This window comes from Streptococcus halitosis (genome assembly GCF_027691175.1).
In the GTDB taxonomy this organism is placed as follows: Bacteria; Bacillota; Bacilli; order Lactobacillales; family Streptococcaceae; genus Streptococcus; species Streptococcus halitosis_A.
In genome coordinates this window covers 75580-95592 of sequence record NZ_JAQFBD010000002.1, presented here as the reverse complement: position 1 = coordinate 95592, position 20013 = coordinate 75580, and the positions used below count along the sequence as shown (strand labels likewise).

Below are 20013 nucleotides of genomic sequence, written 5' to 3'. Positions count from 1 at the left end.
AAAACCTGCTATCTCTTCCGAGACCTACTCAAATAGCTCTTGCTTATTATTCTTTTCTCTTCTTTCCAAATGCAAAAAGTGATAAGAGGACGCCTGCAAGTCCAAGGGAAAGCAATGAACTTGTTTCCTTGCTTCCCGTATTTGGAAGTTCATCTTGTTTAGCTGCTGGCGCTTGATAGGTCACATCTTGGCCTAGAGACAGTTTGTTGTCTGCAGCTGCTAATACTAGATTGGTGTCTCCCTTGTACTCTGGCACTTCATGGACTGCTGCCTCAGCGCCATTGACTCCACCCTTATACTCTGGCAGGTCATTTGAAGCTGCCAAGACAAAGTTAGCACCTCCGCTATATTCTGGAACCTCGTTTGAGGCTGCTTGAACTGCATTGACACCACCCTTGAACTCTGGAATCTCATGGACTGCTGCCTGAACTGCATTGACACCACCTGTGAATTCTGGTTTTTCTACCGTTGGAGCCGGTTCTTCACCTACCGTTGCCAATGGTCCCGTGTACTCTGGTACCTCTGCCACGGCCGCTTCTTCTGCATTTACACCACCTGTGAATTCCGGTTTTTCTACTGTTGGAGCTGGTTCTTCACCTGCTGTTGCCAATGGTCCCGTGTACTCTGGTACCTCTGCCACAGCCGCTTCTTCTGCATTAACACCACCTGTAAACTCTGGAACTTCATGGATAGCAGCTTCACTGCCATTAATACCATCGCTTAGTTTAGAGCCAGCTAAAGAAACTGGTAAATTGTGCATGCTTTCAATTGCACCCTCAGCTAGACCTGTAATCCTTTGTCCCATATCCTCTGGATCTATTGTGAATAAGAGAGTTTTTGTATCGTACTGGGTCATAAAGGTTGCTGTCTTGCCATTTGCCAATTGAAGGGTCGGAGCCTTGTTTACCAATACTTCCGAATCGAACTCCATGGCAATGATACCTGGCCATTTTTGGATAGCATATTTTACTTTTGCTTCTTTAGGAGAAATTCTTTCCTTAGTCAAGAAATCCCAGTTAAATTTCTTAAAGGAAAGTGTGTACGGAACTCCTCCAGGAGCATGGTGTTCATATAAAAGTCCAAATTCATCTGGCCCGATTTGTTGAAGTGAGTTATAAGCATATTCTCCCTCCTGAATCAAATGGTGGTGCAACCAAGTTAGTTGACCATCTTCTTCTACACGAGCCACTCGAATATAACCATTTTTACGACCTGGACCATTTGCATTTGCCAAGAGAATATACTCTTTGCCATTTTGAACCGTGTGAGTCGCAGCCATCTGAACATAAACATCTGGTACATCGTAGCGTTCAACGTTATTGTCCCAAGTTAGACCACCATCATGACTGGTTGCAACCTGTAGATCTCCTGTCAATCCACGCATAAAGAGTTTGAGGTCTCCATTGTTTAACTGAACAACAGAAGCTTCCGTATTTTGAGCATAATAATTGCTCATGGTGCTTGAATCAACCACTGTACCATCATAAAGTGTACGATTGTCATTGACACCACCACCCATATGCCAAGTCTTACCATGGTCGTCTGAGTAGATGATTCGAGATGATTGAGAACCATTGAGGTGGTTAGCTCGGTTGGTCGTATAGACAGGAACGACGATTCGACCTTTATGCGGTCCAGTACGAAGGGTAATCCCCACTCCAGGCCCAACACCTAAAAATTTCATCCAATCGGCTTTGACCATCGGAGTAATATCTTGAGGCGCTGACCAGGTCTTCCCGTCGTCATCACTGTAGGACATCCATAGGTAGCTATCCTTGGCAATTCTAAATGGAGAAGTTTTGTTTGTTGTGAAGTAGATATTGCCCAGTAGCTGGTCACCCTTGTATAGATCACCCTTATCGCTATAGGCTGGTTTAACAGGGTCTACAACAACGCGGTAGTCTGTTGCCTTACCATCTGGAGTGTAAACTGTACCATTTTCTCGAATAGTATAAGCTTCCTTTTCTCCTTCTCGATAGAGGATTTGATAGGTTTTCCCATTGATTTCTTTGTAGGCTTCTTCTTTTTGCGAAGACATTCCAAAGATTCCTTTTCCTTCTGGGAACATGTCATAAATGGCAAAGATGCGTTTGGTTTCAGGATCTTGAGTCAAGGTCATATCAATATTCACTGGTGAACCGATTGATGGGTCAGAAGCTCTTGGATTGTCACGTAAGTTGGTAATGGTTACTCGATCACTCCAATTTTTACCATTATCTTCACTGCGTCTGATGACCATGCCGATATCACCCCAGTCACTCGAATGGAGACGACGTTCATCTGCACCTGCAATCAGCGTTCCTTTATCTGTCTTGAGAAGAGCTGGGATACGATAACTCTTGATACCATCTTTATTTGGTTGATTGTTACTACCACCTTCAAAGACGTCTTCTTTCTCAGTGACTTTTGCTCCCTCAGGAAGTTTCTGTTCCAAGTCACCTCTTTCAAATAATTGACTCCGTGTTTGAACTTCATCTGGGCTTAAAGCACGATCATAAACGGTTAAGTTTCGAACTTGTAGGTTTGATGCCCAAACGGTTTTCTTGCCCCGTTTGGTTGCTCCAAGTTGAGCTTGATTAACATCTGGCATATCTTTAATGAAGTTACCAGACTTGAGACTTGTTCGAGATAAGACACCGTTCACATAGAGACGAACTCGACCATGAGGTAACTCTGCTGTCGGTTGTTCGACAGTAAAGGTCACGGAATTCCATTGTCCAGGGCGAACTTTCAAAGGAGCATCTGTATACTTATCATAGAACTGCTCCCCGTTAGCGCCACGCCCTTCAATAAGAGCTGTATTATCAAGGACCGACATAGTAAAATACTCATTTTCCTTGGTTTCACTGGACACAGAGAAGAGATTGTAAAAGCGTGGAGCTGATGCATCTGGTTTGAACTCCATGTGAACTGTAGTATTTTTTAGTTGCTTTAGTTTGTCTAGTTCACTTGATAAATCAACTCTCTGACCATTTGCCGCATTGGTTTCAACATCTTCTTTTTCAAGGACAGGATTGGCATTTTTTAAATCTCTTGAGTAATAGTCACGAGGAATAGCACCCTGATCCTCTGATTCCTCTTCCTTATTTGCTTCTTCTGCAGGGGTTTCCGTAGAGGATGGGGTTTCTGATTCTGCACTCTCATTTTTTTTCAAATGATCTTGGTCCACCTCAACGCCGTTGTCTTGAGCTGCTGCCAATTTACCAGCCAAATCCTTATCCAAATGAGCAAGATCTCCCGAGGACGCTTCTTTTGGCAATTCTGATAAACCTTGACCAGGTTCGACAGTTTCTGTACTTGCCCCTGCTGCATTGGCTTGCTCTTGAGCTAAGACTGGATTTACTCCAAATACTACTGTACCAATCACTACAGATGCCGCCCCAACTGCAAATTTTCGAATTCCGTATCGCTGTTTCCGATGTAAAGATTTGTAATTCATGTTTGTCCTTTCATTTTTCATAAAATAAAGCGCTTTCTTTTTTCTTTAAAAATTTTTATTGTCTCTTCAAGAGACAAGTTTTTACAAGAAAGTAACCAACTCAATGAGAGCTCCCAATCCTCTCCCATTTTCTGCTGAGCTCGAGTTTTTAATCACCCAGCAGCATTTTTCCTCCTTTCACAAGTGACTTTTCCTTTATTATACAATAAAGTCTTATATTTATATCTGTGTTCCCACAGAATAGATTTTACTTTTAAGGATATTTTAATATTTTAAATTTTCTAAAAGTACTTTCAGGTTTTGGACATAAAAAAGAGAGCTCCTGGGCTCTCTCATTCATTATCTTGCGTACTTAAAAGGAATCTCACTACCACAGAGCCAGTTATAAACTTGGTCATTGACAAAAACATTCATGGCTTCGTGGGCATACTCAGGCATGATGCGATAGATCTTATCACAGGTCAGACGGTTGTAAATTGCAAACTGGGTAATGGGATAACAAACATCGTCATCCAAGCCCGTAATCATCTTGACCTCACCTTGAATGCGATGGGCAAGATTTTTCACATCGATGTAGGCAAGGGTCGCCATGATTTCCTCCTCTGTTTCATGGAAAGGATCGTGGAACTTGAAATAACGGAAGAGTTCATCATAGGCTTCACTGGTATTGCCAATCTCAATCACTCGTCTAAAGTCAGACAAGAAAGGATAGATGGCAACTGTTTTCTGAATCCTAGGATTGAGCGCCGCTGCAACCAGGGCTAAAGCCCCTCCCTGTGAGGCGCCATAGCTAGAAAGTCTTTCCTCATCTACCTGAGGTAGACTAGCAACAATTTCGATCAACTGGTAAATATCCAGATAGACATCCTTATAAAAGAGATGTTCCCGACCTTCCACAGCACCACGGATGATATGCCCCTTCACCGTATTTCCTAGTGGAGAGCGCAAGCCGTCTTGCGAATAGCCCGACTGGCCCCGCACATCCATGGAAACAACACCGTAACCAGCCACCGTATAGGCCAGCATGTCAGCCCAGTCCCAACCACGCCCCATGTATCCATGGAAATGGAAGATTAGCGGAACCTTCTCCTCAGTCTTTGGAAGGACGACGCGTGCATAGACCTTGCCTTCATTAGTTCCCTCAAAGGTCAGTTCATAGCACCTTACTTGAGGAATATGGAAATCCTTTTCCTCCCACTGGTAGGCAGGAAGGACTGAAACTTTTTTGACTTCCTCATTCCAAAAAGCATCAAAATCTTCTGGGACCTCATCCCTTCCTTTATAAGTCTTGATTTCTTCTAGCAAAGCTGGGTTTTTCATAGCATGCTCCTTTTAATTTGTAATCGTTATCATAACTGTAGCATATCTAGAAAAGCAATGCAAGAAAGAATGGTAAACAGAAAGTGATTTTAAATTCTCCTCCCTCAAACGCATCGTTTGAAAGTAGTTTTAAAATCTTAAACTTATAATCCTCCGTTTTACATATGATCCTTCACAGCAACTGCTACCATTTTGGCTTTGGCACGGACTTTAGTAGCCACTGTCATCTCCATAGCAATAATTGCTTTTCTTTCCCCTAATTCCTCCAGAGTAGAAGTGACCACAATTTCATCTTCAATTGGACTAGGACTAAGGTAATCAATCTCCAAGCGAGCTGTAATAAAACGTCCTATCACAGTTGATTCCGTCAGTTCCAACCCTTTTTGATGATGGGCAAACCAAGCTGCTGAGGCCGTGCCATGGCAATCAAAAATAGTCGCTATCATTCCTCCAAAGACATTTGAAGGAACTCCACCAGTATAAGCATTCTCAAGCTTTATACGACTAATACAACTACTCCCATCTACACTTGGATAGGTTTTTAAATGTAAACCTAAATCATTCTTTGGACCACATCCCCAACAATGCTGGAATCGTTCTCCATACCTATCCTGGATAGCAATCGTTCTGGTTTCTAACATTCTTTTCACTCCTCCTTATTCAGATGGAGTCATTATATCAAGCTTCAGTCAAAGAGTAAATAGGCTTGGAGACTAATATCTTTTTATCACTTGACTAAGTTTGATTTATAGCCGACCATTTTATAAAAATAAAAGAGCGTTTCCGCTCTTTGTGTATCAATAGGTGCTAGCTCCTTTCTCTAGTTTGAAAGTCTGAAATTTCTTTTGGTAGGTTACTTTAATAGTCATGTGAGAGTCCTCGTTTCTTTTTGATGACTCTAGTATAAGACCCAAACCTAAAAGCTAGCTTAAGTTTTCCTTAGAGAAAACTTATACTCAATGAAAATCAAAGAGCAAACTAGGAAACTAGCCGCAGGCTGTACTTGAGTACGGCAAGGCGACGTTGACGTGGTTTGAATTTGATTTTCGAAGAGTATTAATCCAGATGTTCTCTCTTTTCTAGATGGAGAGCAATCATGCGCCACTCCGGATCCTCTCGCCAACCTTCTATCGAACTAATGTAGCTGGCAACTTTCCTGGCTTCTTCCAAAATCGGGAAATCTTCGATAACATCAGCCACTTGAAACTCTGGAAGTCCTGACTGTCTGGTTCCAAAAATCTCACCAGAACCACGCATTTTCAAATCTTCCTCCGCAAGGACAAATCCATTAGTTGTTTCTGTCATGATACGCATGCGGTCTTTCCCAGAATCCGTCTTGGGATTAGCCACGAGAACAGCATAGGACTGCTTGTCCCCCCGACCAACACGACCTCTGAGCTGGTGAAGTTGGCTGAGGCCGAAGCGATCGGCATCCATGATAATCATGACGGTCGCATTGGGAACATTAACCCCAACCTCGATAACCGTCGTCGAAACCAGAATATCCGTTTTTCTCTCTTTGAACTCCTGCATAATCTGGTCTTTTTCGTCACTCTTCATCTTGCCATGTAGGAGGGCTACTTCTGCCTTACCAGTAAAATGAGCCGTCAACTCTTCTGATAAGGCAATGGCATTTTTCAGATCCAGAGCTTCAGATTCCTCAATCAAGGGAGAGATGACGTAGGCTTGCGAACCTTTTTGGATTTCCCCCTCTAACCAAGTCAAGACCTGAGGCAACTGCTCATGCTTAATCCAACGCGTCACAATAGGCTTCCGCCCTGCTGGCATCTGATCAATAATGGAAACATCCATATCTCCAAAGGCTGTGATAGCCAAGGTTCGTGGAATGGGCGTCGCCGTCATCATGAGAACGTCAGGATTGTCCCCTTTTTCACGTAAAATACGCCTTTGCCCCACACCAAAACGGTGCTGCTCATCGATGATAATCAAGCCAAGACGAGCATAATCAACCCCATCCTGTATCAGAGCATGGGTTCCGATAATCAAATCAGCCTCACCCTTGGCAATGGTCTCTAAAACTTCTCTTTTTTCTACAGCTTTTAAGGAACCTGTCAAGAGAGCCAGTTTCAAGTCTGGAAAAAGGTTCTGTAAACTCTCAAAGTGTTGCTCTGCTAGGATTTCTGTCGGTACCATGAGGGCCGCCTGGTAGCCAGCCGTCACCGCCGCAAACATGGCCAAGCCAGCGACGACTGTTTTTCCGCTCCCCACATCCCCTTGTAAGAGACGATTCATGTGGTGGTCCGACTTCATGTCGGCCAAAATTTCCCGCAAACTCTTTTCCTGAGCTTGAGTCAGGGCAAAAGGCAGACTTTCTTTAACGGCTGTCACTTTTTCCTGAGACCAATTCAGAACCAGACCGCTTCCCTGAACTCTATTTTCAGACTTGAGCGTCTGCAACTGCATCTGAAAATAAAAGAGTTCCTCAAACTTGATACGGCGAAGGGCCTGCTTGTATTCTGCCAAATCCTTAGGAAAATGCATGGCACGGACAGCCTGACAACGGGACATGAGTTTGTATTTATCAAGTAAAGACTGAGGCAGATTTTCCTCAATCAAAAGGTCCAATCCCTGATCAAAAGCCGTCTTGATGACCTTGACCAGACTGGCCTGACTGATTCCCTGAGCCAGTCGATAAACAGGTTGGAGGTCATCTTCCACCTGAGCCAGAACCTTCATCCCAGTCAGACTGGCCTTAGCACGGTCCCATTTCCCAAAGACAGCAAGGGTTGCACCCAACTCTATCTTATCAGCCAGATAGGGTTGGTTAAAAAAATTCACCGCAAAAACGACTTCTCCCTGCTTGAGGCTAAAACGTAGGCGATTGCGCTTGAAACCATAATACTGGACACTGGCAGGGGTCACGACTTGACCAGACAGAACCGCCTTTTCCCCATCTTCCAGATCTAGCACCTGCTTGGTCTTAAAGTCTTCATAACGGAAAGGAAAGTAGAGCAAGAGGTCTTGCAAGTTTTCAATTCCTAGTTTGGCGTATTTCTCTGCTGACTTCGGTCCCACACCAGGTAAGACATGCAAGGGTTGATGTAGATTCATGCTCCACTCCTTTCTTTTTAATAATATTCTCTCGGAATGCGGTCGCTGAGGAGACAAACCACCTCATAGTTAATGGTTCCACGATAGGTCGCTACCTGAGTTGCTGTGATTTCCTTGTCGCCGTTGGTGCCGATCAAGGTTACTTTTGTTCCTAACGGATAAGGCTTAGGCAGACGAATGGTAATTTGGTCCATAGATACTCGTCCGACGATTGGGCAAGCTTGTCCATCTACCAAGACGGAGAAATTTTGCATGTCTCGTGTCCACCCGTCCGCATAGCCGATTGGAACAGTCGCGATGACTTGCTCGCTATCCGCCTGATAGGTCGCTCCGTAGCCCATGCAAGCTCCAGCTGGAACTGTCTTGACATGAACTAGGGCAGATTCCAAGGTCAAGGCTGGTTTCAAGTCATAGGGTAAGTCCAAGACCTCTCCACTTGGATTAAGACCATACATGGCATCTCCCATACGAACAGCGTTAAAAATAGTCTCTACATGCCAAAGAGTCGTTGCCGAGTTGCTGGCATGAACCAGTTCTGGAAGACCTTTCATACTGGCCAAAATAGCTTTAAAGCATTCTAACTGCTGATTAAAGTAGGTATCTGATTCCTCATCTGCAGTCGCAAAGTGGGTAAAAATTCCTTCAACGCGAGCACCATGTTGCTTGAGCAAGTCTTGAACCAAATCAGCTTCACTGGCCTCTCTAAAACCAATCCGTCCCATTCCTGAGTCAATCTTGAGGTGGACAGTCAAGCCAGTTAAATCTGCTTCCTTATCTAACAGCGCTTGAATCCACTCCAATCCTGCCACAGTCAAGGTGATGTCATATTTTTTAGCTAGGGAAACAGCTTCGATTTCAGAAACTCCTAAGATGAGGATTTTCTTGTTTATACCTGCTTGACGCAACTCGATGGCTTCATCAATATTGGAAACGCAAAAGCCATCGACATCGTCCTGAATCGCCATCGCAACGGCAACAGCCCCATGACCATAGGCATTGGCCTTGACCACTGCCCATTTGAGCGTTCCTTCAGGGATATGAGCTCCCATTCGCTGAATATTTTGTCGAATAGCTCCCAGATGAATCAGAGCCTTGGTTGGTCTATGTGGACTAGCTTTCATGATTTTCCTCCAAAATAACACTGGCTGTCACAAACTGATCTGTATGGCTGATAGATAGCCAAATTTTCCCTAAAAATGGTGCCTGACTAAAATAGGGAGCCCCGCGTTCATTGTTCAAAACTTCCAAATCCTGAAAGGTCAGTTTGCCAATTCCTGTTCCCATAGCCTTGGAAAAGGCCTCCTTAGCCGACCAGCGGCCTGCCAAGTATTCAATCTGTCTGCGCCCTTTGAGACTGGCAAAACGCTCCATTTCTTTAGGGGTCAGCACGCGCTTGGCAAAGCCCTCACGTCGTGTAACTGCGTTTTCTATCGAAGCCAATTCTTCGATGTCAATTCCGTGTCCAACTATCATACTCATAAAAGGAGCTGAGATTCCCCCAACTCCATCCTTTTCACTTATTTTGTTAAGGTAGTATAAATTTCTTCTACCAAGGCTACTGTATTTTCCCAACCTAGACAAGGGTCAGTTATGGAGCAACCAAAGACCTCTGGTTGGTTTTGACGACCATCTGCTAGGTAAGATTCGATCATAAAGCCTCGAACCGTCTTTTTGATTTTCTCATTCCAGTCACGATTCAGCAAGGCTTGACGAACAATGCGAATTTGTTCCATATACTGCTTGCCAGAATTGTCATGATTGGTATCGATGATAATGAAGGGATTTTCAAGTCCCATAGTCTCATAGCGATTGATGGCATTTAAGAGTGTTTCATAGTAGAAATTGGGTTCATTTTTACCATATTCGTTCATGGCACCACGAAGGATAACGTGGGCCAAGGGATTTCCTGAAGTTTCCACTTCTTGACCATGGTAAAGGAAGGTTTGCTTGTTTTGAGCCGCATAGATGGCATTAAACATGACCCCAAGATTTCCAGATGTTGGATTTTTCATCCCAACCGGAGCATCAATCCCAGAGGCTACAAAGCGGTGTTCTTGGTCTTCCACTGAACGAGCCCCTACAGCATGGTAGCTGACCAGATCATCAACCAAAACGAGATTTGACGGATAAAGCATCTCATCAGCTGTTGTCAATCCAGTTTCGGTAATCACTCGGTAGTGTAGCTGACGAACAGCCTGCAAACCATTGATGAGACTAGGCGCTTCGCTGGTATTTGGTTGATGAATCATTCCCTTATAGCCATCTCCATTGGTACGAGGTTTAGCCGTATAGACACGCATCACGATAAAGATTTTATCCGCAACTTTTTTCTGCAAGTCTGCTAAGCGACGAGCATATTCAAGCACTGCTTCTTCATTGTCAGAAGAGCAAGGTCCCATCACCAAAAGGATTCGGTCATCCTCACCGGAGATGATGGCTGCCAACTCTCTATCGCGGGCTTCTTTTTTTCGCAAGGCTTCAGGTGACAACTGGGTCTCAGCCTTGATTGCTTCAATATCAATTTCTTGACCTTTTTCGATAAATGCCATCTTACTCTCCTAGCGTTTGGTAAATTTCGCGAACAAGTGCTTCTGTGTTGTCCCATCCGAGACACGGATCTGTAATGGACTTACCAAAAACTTCTGGCTCATTTTGACGTCCATCTTCTAGATAGGACTCAATCATAAAACCACGAACGTATTTTTTGATTTTCTCATTCCAGTCACGGTTAATCAAGGTCTGACGAACGATACGGATTTGATCCATGTATTGCTTGCCTGAATTGTCATGATTGGTATCTATGATGATAAAGGGATTTTCCAAGCCCATCTTTTCATACTGATCAATGGTATCCATCAAATTGTCATAGTAGTAGTTAGGAATATTTTTCCCGTATTCATTCAAGGCACCGCGAAGAATGGCGTGGGACAATGGATTCCCCGTTGTTTCCACCTCTTTACCGAGGAAGAGGAAACTCTGTTTATTTTGTGCTGCATAAATCCCGTTAAACATGACATTGAGATTTCCAGATGTGGGATTTTTAAATCCTGTTGAAAAGTCTGCTCCACTCGCTACAAAACGGTGCTGTTGATCCTCTACAGAACGAGCTCCAACAGCCATATAAGAAATCAAATCATCCACCAGCGGAAGATTTTCAGGATAAAGCATCTCATCCGCTGTTGTCATTCCCGTCTCGGTAATCACGCGGTAGTGGAGCTGACGAACAGCCTTGATCCCATTGATCAAGCTAGGAGCTTCTGTCGCATTTGGTTGATGAATCAAGCCCTTATAGCCATCTCCATTGGTGCGAGGTTTAGCCGTATAGACACGCATGACCATAAAAATACGGTCTTTGACCTCTTCTTGCAAAGCAGATAGACGCTTGGCATACTCAAGAACCGCCTCTTCGTTATCAGATGAACATGGTCCAATCACCAAGAGAATACGCTGGTCTTCCCCACGGATGATGGCTTCCAATTCCTGATCACGTTGATTTTTTCTCGCAAGAGCCGCTCCCTCTAATTTAGACAAGGCGCGAACTTCTTCAATGTTAATTTTAGGACTTTTAGCTTTAAATACCATGATTCATCTCCTTATAAAGCAAACGGACACCAAGCAAAAAATGATTTTTACCAGGTATCCGCCTGTATCTTATCTCATATTATTGTCTCTTACCATGACAGTTCTTGAATTTCTTACCTGATCCACATGGGCATTGGTCGTTTCGTCCGATTTGGCTCAAGTCCAAATCTTCTGGAAGGCTTGCCTGCTGCGCTGCGATATTACGAGTCGCAGTTGTACTGATATTGTGTTCAGTTTGCGGACGTTCTTGCTCATGGATTTGTGCTTTCATCATCAAGCGGGTCACATCGAATTCAATCGATCCAATCATGTCGTTAAACATGCGGAAACCTTCTGCTTGATATTCTACAACAGGGTTGTTTTGAGCATATCCACGAAGACCAACAGCATTTCGCAACTGGTCAAGAGCATCGATATGGTCTGTCCACTTGTTGTCTACAACACGTAGAATCAAGACTTTTTGGAATTCTTTCACTGCATCTTCGTCACGAAGCTTAGCAACTTGGCTGTCATAGACTTTCAAGGCACGTTGGAAAAGTTCATCTTTGATAGCTTGGTCTGACAGACCTGCAAGGTCTGAACGGCTAATTGAATCTTCTGGAAGCAAGTTATACTTAGCGAAGTTCAGGATTGCTTCCAATTTTTCATCTTCCTTAGAACGAGCATGTGCATCCACGATACGTCCAATGGTACGACGAATCATAGCATGGATTTCTGGTGCCAAGTCACGATCTGCAGTAATGACATCATAACGTTGTGCATAGATAATCTCACGTTGTTCACGCATAACATCATCGTATTGAAGGACTTGTTTACGAGTATCGTAGTTGTTTCCTTCGACACGTTTTTGAGCTGCTTCAACTTGACGCGTTAACATGCGAGATTCGATGGCTTCGTCAGACATGTTGAGACGTTCAAAGACACCTTTCAAACGTTCTGAACCAAAACGTTTCATCAAATCATCTTCAAGAGACAAGTAGAATTGTGACTCACCTGGGTCTCCTTGACGTCCTGAACGTCCACGAAGCTGATTATCAATACGGCGACTTTCGTGGCGCTCTGTACCAATTACGCAAAGACCTCCAAGTTCACGAACCCCTTCACCAAGCTTGATGTCGGTACCACGACCGGCCATGTTGGTTGCGATGGTAACTGCGCCACGTTGACCAGCGTTCATGATAATTTGCGCTTCTCTGTAGTGGTTCTTCGCATTCAAGACTTCGTGAGGAACACCTGCTGCTACCAATTTCTTAGAAAGGAAATCACTCGTTTCAACGGCAACTGTACCTACCAAGACCGGCTGACCTTTTTGGTGACGAGCTTTTACATCTTCAACTACAGCCTTAAATTTCGCATCAAGACTTGCATAGAGAAGGTCTGAGTGGTCGATACGTTGAATTGGACGGTTAGTTGGGATTGGGATAACACGAATGTTGTAAATTTCGCGGAATTCTTCTTCTTCTGTTTTACCAGTACCTGTCATACCTGCCAATTTCTTATACATACGGAAGAGGTTTTGGTAGGTAATAGAAGCTGAAGTCTTAGTCTCATCTTGGATTGGCACACCTTCTTTTGCTTCAATCGCTTGGTGCAAACCATCAGAGTAACGACGACCTTCCATGGTACGACCTGTAAATTGGTCAACGATCAAGATTTCCTGCTCTTCACTAACCACATAGTCGATATCGAGAATCATGATATAGTTGGCACGGAGGGCATTGTCGATAAAGTGAGTAAGAGCTACATTTTCAATGTCGTAGAGATTTTCTAGTTTGAAGTAGCTTTCAGCCTTGTCAATACCAGAATCTGACAAACCGATCGTCTTAGACTGAACGTCAATGATATAGTCGTCTTTGTCCAAGGATTTCACGAAGTGGTCTGCCATATGGTAGAGTTGGCTTGTTTCAACTGCGTTGGCACCTGAAACGATCAATGGTGTACGAGCTTCGTCGATCAAAATTGAGTCAACCTCATCGACCAAGGCATAGTTAAGCGGACGTTGTACCATGTTTTCTGCACGAACGACCATATTATCACGAAGGTAGTCAAAACCAATCTCTGAGTTGGTTGAGTAGGTAATATCACAGAGGTACGCTTCTTTTTTCTCCATTGGAGATTTGGCTGCCAAGTTGATCCCTACTGACAGACCAAGCCATGAGTACAATTCACCCATCTCAGTCGCGTCACGTTCTGTCAGGTATTCGTTGACAGTAACTACGTGAACCCCTTTACCTGCAAGGGCATTGAGGTACACTGGCATGGTCGCCGTCAAGGTTTTCCCTTCACCAGTACGCATCTCTGGAACGTCACCATGGTGAAGAACAATCCCACCCATGACCTGAACTTTATAAGGGAAAAGTCCAAGGACACGTTTTGCTGCTTCACGGACTACCGCAAAAGCCTCATATAACAGTGAATCAAGTGATTCTCCCTTATTGTAGCGTTCTTTAAATTCGTCAGTTTTTGCTTTTAGTTCTTCGTCCGACATTGCGGCCATTTGGCTCTCATAGTTAAGAACCTTATCAGCCATCTTTTCTAGACGACGAAGTTCCCCTTTATCATTTTCGATAATTGTTTTTAAAATATTAGCCATGATTTTCCTTACTTTAGATTCTGAATATTTTAGAATGTTCTTTTAATTTTAGCATATTTACCATTATTTTTCAAGAAAGAATCCTTGTTTCACAAGGGGAAAAAAGGACTAGAAGCCAGTCTAGTCCATCATTTTTTAATGTTTAATTTCCCAAGAATGCAGGTAATATCCCAAAATACCAAAAGAGATTAATCCAGAAGGCCAAGCAAAAGATGATGCCAAAGACGAGAAGACTGATTTTTTTAATCAATACGGAGTATAGGATGGATAAAACACCAAAAACCACAAAGAGTTTTTTCATAACGAAATAATACACTGAAACTCCTCCTATTTGCCAATCCCAAGGAAGAAAAAACATGAGGAACCAGAGAAAGCAAATCGTAAGGATATATCTCTTGTAGTGCGCTTCAAGAAAGGCTTTTGTTTTCTCCATAGCAAACCTCCATTTCAGTCACTGTCTCTTCCCTTTTATTATACCAAAAAAACCTGGAAAAAGCTTTCCAGGTTCGGGTTTGAAATCACTAGTCATGCTAGAGAAATCCCTTTATTCATAGGCTGATTCACTTTATTGACTTGATGAAGAGGTTCCAAAATCGACCTTAGGAACTGTCTTGGCTTCTTCTGTTTCTTTAAAAGTTTCAGCTTCTTTAAAGTTCATCATATTCGCAAAAAGCACGGTTGGAAAACTTCTCAACTTTTGATTGTACTCGGCTGCGACTTTATTATAATCCTTGCGTGCTACAAAGATACGATTTTCACTGCCTGAAAGTTCGACCATTAGTTGCTCAACATTTTGATTGCTCTTGAGTTCTGGATAATTCTCCGTCAAGGAAATCAAGCGGGAAAGAGCAGAGCTCAACTCTCCCTGAGCCTTTTGATTTTCTTCCGAAGTTACTGAGCTACTACCGATTTTAGCTCTAGCATCCGCAATCTTGGTAAAGACTTCGGTTTCATGATTCATTTGTCCTTTAACGGACTCCACCAAGTTACCAATCAAGTCCGAACGACGTTGGAGGGCTGTCGAGACATCAGCCTGAGCCTGCTCCACTTTAGTCTGTTCACCAACCAGACCATTATAGGTCGTCACTGCGGAACAACTTCCCAGAACTAGTAGTCCAAAGAAAATCGCCACTATTGAGAGAATTACTTTATTTTGTTTCATATCAAAACCTTAACACTTTCTTTTATCAACTTTTCTGAGAAAATACTCAGATTTTAAATCAATTTCCCAAACTTTGTTTTTATTTTTAATTAAGGAGTGAACTCTTGCAAAGGAGTCACCTTACTGCATGGAGAAATCGGTGTGAGCAATATATGATCACTCACCAGTCATCAGACGACCCGCCACCATCGAAGCCACCGCCGTCCCAGCCTCCAGATGAATCAGAGCCCGAGTCAGACCAAGAGGATCCTGAATCTGATGAGTCACCGCCCCACCAGCCACCACCAGAATCATCGCCATGTGAACCGCCACCACGACCTCCAGATATAAATCCGATAATCATCACGATGAAGTAAATGAGAATTCCAAATCCGATAACTCCGTCACTCGAACTGCTTTTTCGATGCCGTCTCGAAGAACTGCTCTCACCAGCATACCTTTCAAGTTCCCTTAAGCGACTAGAGTTGGTAGTATAGCCGTAGCTACTTTTAGAACTTGAAGCAGTCGTACTCGATCCACTATAGAACATGTAGTTGAGATTATTGACTATTGAGAGAACACCCTTGTTATAGTCACCATTTTTAAAGTAAGGGCGTGCTGTTGTCAAGAACCTGTGAGTCTGATAGTCAGTGATTTTACTGGCCACATTATTACTGGTTTCAATCCGTGATTTTCTATCTTGGACTGCTATGACGACCAAGGCACCATTGTTATCTCCCGAGTAGCCAATCTTCCAAGCTCTAGCTGTTTCATTGGCTACAGTCTCGATTGTTTCTCCATCTAGGCTTTTCACAACGTAAACACCCATCTGGAATTTTTCTGATTTTTTACTATTGACATTATTCAATTCCCGAATCTGACTTATAGTCTCATCCGTTAAATAATGATCCGGGTCATAGATCCCGTACTCAGGTTTTTCAGGTGCTGTGAATGCTGACAAGAAGAGAAAGACCATCAGCAACCCAAGCAAGCGAACCAACAAACTATTTTTAAATAATCTGCTTCTTTTCATAATAACCTCCCTGATAAAGGAAAATTGATTTAAGGAATTATAGCATTTTGATTTTTACAAAGAAAGTACATTTTCATTACAAATAGATTACAAAATCTAGGAGAATAATTGAATTTTGATGACAGATTCAGCTCTACATCTATTCCCCCTCCAAGACCAACAAGAAATAATTAGGAAAATGACTACTTCATAGTCAAGAGAGGAACAAAAAAGAGAGCCAGAGCCCTCAGTTTAATCAATGAATTCGTAATTTTTTCATAATCTGTATTTGTAAATTATATCTATATAAGCTACCGTTACTTCGTGTAATTGAAGAACATCCAATACGCCGAGCAATTTCTTCTAACTTTGAAATTGAATACTTAGTATAAGTTGCCCTCTTTTTGAGTAAAAGTAATATATCATCAGTATCAGAAAATTGGTTAAGAATAATTCTTCCTTTAGAACTTGAATTAACAGTAAACAAACTGAATAAGAGCGCGGTCTGTTCCGAGGTAAATTGGTTTGAGTACTTCTTCCTAAAATAGTGGAATGTCCTCAAAAGATTTTTTAGTATATTGTCAGAATTGATAAACTTATAACTAAAACCAATTCCAAATTTTAACTTATGATTAGTACCTTTTTCCCCACTCGATGTTACACCATATATTAAATTTTTTATTCTGTAATAAAGAATCCAAAAATCTTTATCAGTATGGCTGGAAGAGTTATAATATTTGAAGTATCTGGTCAATCTGTTCAAAATTTTTTTATCATACTTATTTTTAGAAATATCAATATATAACTTCTTGCCTTTTATATTAAAATTATATCCTAGATAGTCAAATTTTAGTTCATTATTAGCTAATCCATATTCATATATCTCTGTTTTAGTTTCATTAGCTGATAAACTAATTTCGTTCAATAAACTAAATAATAAATTTCTCTCACTATCTTTATCAATAGTCATACCTTTAGGATAACTTTTTATCATTAATATGTCATCCACATATCTAACATAAAAAATTGGAGAAAATTCTCGTCTTATAGCATCATCAAATTCTTCTAAATAAACCTCAGATAATGCATTAGAAAATGGCATTCCTAACGGAACACCAGAGATGTCACTATTAAAAATAAACTTTTTAATAATATCCATACTAGAGTCTTTTAATAAAGATGATTTAACTAATTTTTTATATAGTTTGTGTTTGTTGATGGATGGAAAGAAGTTTTTAATATCTGATTTTATGACAAAAAATTTCTGAGGTGTTGCAGTTAAATTTGACTGATTATAATAAATACTCCCTTGACTTAAAAATTGAATCAATGATTTTATAATAGCATTCCTGTTTGGAACACTTAGATTAAATTTATTAATAATCTCAATGTTTAAAGCTTCTAATTCACACCTTAATGATTCATCCCTTAATTTATAAACTAGTCTATCACCTTGTTTAATTTTTACAAACATTGAGTTAAATTTCATAAAATATACTCCTAAAATTGTAGGCAGACTGAGTGGAACAAATATTTATGCTCCACCCGAGATAGTCGGCACAGAATAACTAGTAAATATATGTGCTTTTTAAGTAAAACTTGAAATAATCTTTTTGTGTGTATAAGAACCTAAACTTGTATTAAACTTGTTTTAACAAGTATTAAAATATTTAGTGTTCTCAAGCCTACACTTTATATGGTACAATATAAGGGACAAAAAATCAAGGATAATTAAATTATGAATAAACAATATCTTAAACAGGAATGGTTTTTAACTACAGAAATTCTCCCTTCTGAGGTACCAATCTTTTTCTCAAATTCACCATTAAAAAATAATTTAGAAAATTTGATGAATCTGGTTCCAACCAATAATAAAAAGTTTAACGAAAAATTCAATGGAAAATATACAATACCACTTCACTACGAAATCCCTAAAAATAATGGTAGTTATAGGACAATTTCGTTGATGCATCCTTCTTCACAGTTAAAGTTTTTATTTTATATTATGAAATATGAATATTTACTAATTAACTTTCTTCAAAAGTCTAAATTTAATGTTCGTAAAGTTCAAAAAGCAAACACTATAACATATTCAGAAAGCAAAGCTTTAGAAAAAGAACTGTTAAAAATAGAACAAGATTTTGGCATCGAAGGAAATAATTCTATTACAAATGAAGAATTGGACCCTTTCTTTAAAAAATATTTCACATATAATAAGCACCATAAATTATCTAGTATTCTAAATTCTCCTAGTTTTAATAGAGATAGTTTGCGATATAGATTTTTTTCTAAACTCGATATCCAAAACTTTTTTGGAAGTATATATACACATTCAATCACATGGGCAATTGTTGGAGATAAACATCTAGGTAAGGAATACTCTGATTGGTCGTTGAAGAATACTTTTGCTGCTCAATCTGACATAATTCAACAAAAAAGCAATGATAACGAAACTAATGGAATTATAATCGGACCAGAAATAAATAGAATAATTGCTGACATTATTTTAACACACTGTGATTTTAATATCGAGAAGAACTTAAATCAGCAAAATATTTACTTCAATAAACATTATAAAATTTATCGCTTCATTGATGATTACTACATTTTTTCCTCAACTTACGAAATACTTGAGATTATCGAGCAAGAAATTTCTAAGGAACTTTCTAATTTCAATTTAAAACTCAATCTTGATAAACATCAAATTAAGGAGCAGCCTTTCTCATTGGCTGATTCATCCATTATACAATTAAAACAACTTCTTTATAGTTTCAATAACAGGAGAGAACTAAACCTTCTGAAATTGTCACAGAATCCGAATGCTATTGAAAACATTGAAAAGTATAAACAATGTCTTAATAGAGACTCTGAGGATTATAAAATTTCAGTAGGCAAGATAATTCTTAAGGAGCATACTTGGAATCATCTATATGATACAATAAGAAATATAATTAGCAATACACATAGTTCTAAAAGGCGGGTCGTTCTATACTTTTTAAAGACTATCTCTTTAGAAATTTATGAACCAATTTTTATTAATCAAGAAATGACTAACTATAATAAAAACTTTTATGAATACCTTCGAACGATATATACTGCTCTTGATCAGATAAATAATATCTATTTAATTCATCCTGATTCTGATACAACAAAGTCATACATTTATACTTTAATGAAATTCAGAGCTTCGATATTTAAATTAAGAACAACAATCAATAATAATGAAAACTTTATAACAAATGGTGAAAATTATTTATTAGATATTGAAAATAGGATATTTGAAAATATCTATCGAATATTGAAGAATAACTCAAATAGAATCAATAATATTTCTGATTTAATTGTATATCTGAAATTTTTTGATAAGAAGTTGAGTTCTCAGTTTTTATGTCAACTACTAGATGAAAATCCAGAAGATTACTATACACTTTGCGCTATTGGTTATTATATAATTGGATATGAAAGCAGATATAAGGTCGTTTTAAACTATTTGTCAAAATCGATAATAAATTTTGCCGAAAAATACCAAACGCATACGAAAAGTTTATTAGAAGATGCTAAATATTTTTATATTTTAAATGATTTTATTTACTATCCTGGATTTCAAGGACTAAAAAAAGAAGGTCAATTTATCAGAGACATTTTAGAGGGTTTGAAAGATGAAGAATTAAATAAACTAGAAAGAGATCGTACAAATTATTTAATTTTTAAAGAATTGATGAAACAATCTTACTTTAACTGGGACTTGCAAGAACACGATTTTAAAAAATTACAAATTAAAAAGAAAGCTACAGACAGTAAAAGTTATTCTTTTAATGATTACTAACATGTTTCCAAGATTAAAAAACAATGTT

The 20013-nt window shown here is 40.1% G+C and carries 14 protein-coding genes; 1 reads left to right on the top strand and 13 read right to left on the bottom strand.

The genetic code is table 11. The features are described 5' to 3' along the window. Window positions 1-46: 46 nt before the first annotated feature. The 13 genes from PG086_RS07090 to PG086_RS07030 all read right to left on the bottom strand — a co-directional run bounded on the left by PG086_RS07090 (window position 47) and on the right by PG086_RS07030 (window position 17648). Complete coding sequence (locus PG086_RS07090) at window positions 47-3439, bottom strand: SIALI-17 repeat-containing surface protein (protein ID WP_270748346.1); 3393 nt, start codon at window positions 3437-3439, stop codon at window positions 47-49. A gap of 339 nt (window positions 3440-3778) precedes the next feature. Continuing rightward, window positions 3779-4759 (bottom strand): acetylxylan esterase, encoded by a 981-nt coding sequence (locus PG086_RS07085; RefSeq protein WP_270748345.1) that lies wholly within the window; start codon window positions 4757-4759, stop codon window positions 3779-3781. 158 nt (window positions 4760-4917) lie between these two features. Then, window positions 4918-5400, bottom strand: a complete 483-nt coding sequence (locus PG086_RS07080; RefSeq protein ID WP_000894828.1) for an acyl-CoA thioesterase — start codon at window positions 5398-5400, stop codon at window positions 4918-4920. A gap of 415 nt (window positions 5401-5815) precedes the next feature. Beyond that, complete coding sequence (recG, locus tag PG086_RS07075; protein WP_270748453.1) at window positions 5816-7858, bottom strand: ATP-dependent DNA helicase RecG; 2043 nt, start codon at window positions 7856-7858, stop codon at window positions 5816-5818. Beyond that, entirely contained in the window at window positions 7849-8952 is a 1104-nt protein-coding gene (gene alr, locus PG086_RS07070; protein WP_270748344.1) for an alanine racemase, read from the bottom strand. The genes recG and alr overlap by 10 nt, the downstream gene beginning before the upstream one ends. Further along, on the bottom strand, window positions 8942-9304 hold the full coding sequence (acpS, locus tag PG086_RS07065; RefSeq protein WP_000634994.1) for a holo-ACP synthase: 363 nt from the start codon (window positions 9302-9304) through the stop codon (window positions 8942-8944). Before acpS ends, alr begins: the two co-directional genes overlap by 11 nt. Window positions 9305-9348: 44 nt before the next feature. Then, window positions 9349-10380: a 3-deoxy-7-phosphoheptulonate synthase gene (locus PG086_RS07060; RefSeq protein ID WP_070838271.1), complete on the bottom strand. Its 1032-nt coding sequence runs from the start codon at window positions 10378-10380 to the stop codon at window positions 9349-9351. A gap of 1 nt (window position 10381) precedes the next feature. Continuing rightward, entirely contained in the window at window positions 10382-11413 is a 1032-nt protein-coding gene (locus tag PG086_RS07055) for a 3-deoxy-7-phosphoheptulonate synthase (RefSeq protein ID WP_000231307.1), read from the bottom strand. 79 nt (window positions 11414-11492) lie between these two features. Continuing rightward, window positions 11493-14006, bottom strand: coding sequence for a preprotein translocase subunit SecA (gene secA, locus PG086_RS07050; protein ID WP_001284113.1), 2514 nt, complete (start codon window positions 14004-14006; stop codon window positions 11493-11495). Window positions 14007-14148: 142 nt separating this feature from the next. Further along, the gene (locus PG086_RS07045) at window positions 14149-14439 is read right to left on the bottom strand and encodes a hypothetical protein (RefSeq protein ID WP_000415953.1); all 291 of its coding nucleotides are present in this window, start codon (window positions 14437-14439) and stop codon (window positions 14149-14151) included. A 132-nt stretch (window positions 14440-14571) separates the two neighbouring features. Further along, window positions 14572-15168 carry a LemA family protein gene (locus PG086_RS07040; RefSeq protein ID WP_000812473.1) on the bottom strand — a complete coding sequence of 199 codons (597 nt, stop codon included), beginning with the start codon at window positions 15166-15168 and terminating at the stop codon, window positions 14572-14574. Window positions 15169-15328: 160 nt separating this feature from the next. Then, a complete protein-coding gene (locus tag PG086_RS07035) occupies window positions 15329-16180 on the bottom strand; it encodes a TPM domain-containing protein (RefSeq protein WP_247945058.1) in 852 nt (283 codons plus the stop codon). Between the two features lie 235 nt (window positions 16181-16415). Then, complete coding sequence (locus tag PG086_RS07030; protein ID WP_270748340.1) at window positions 16416-17648, bottom strand: RNA-directed DNA polymerase; 1233 nt, start codon at window positions 17646-17648, stop codon at window positions 16416-16418. A 249-nt stretch (window positions 17649-17897) separates the two neighbouring features. Between PG086_RS07030 and PG086_RS07025 the strand changes: the two genes are divergently transcribed. Next, window positions 17898-19985 (top strand): RNA-directed DNA polymerase, encoded by a 2088-nt coding sequence (locus tag PG086_RS07025; RefSeq protein WP_270748339.1) that lies wholly within the window; start codon window positions 17898-17900, stop codon window positions 19983-19985. The last annotated feature ends 28 nt before the right edge of the window (window positions 19986-20013 follow it).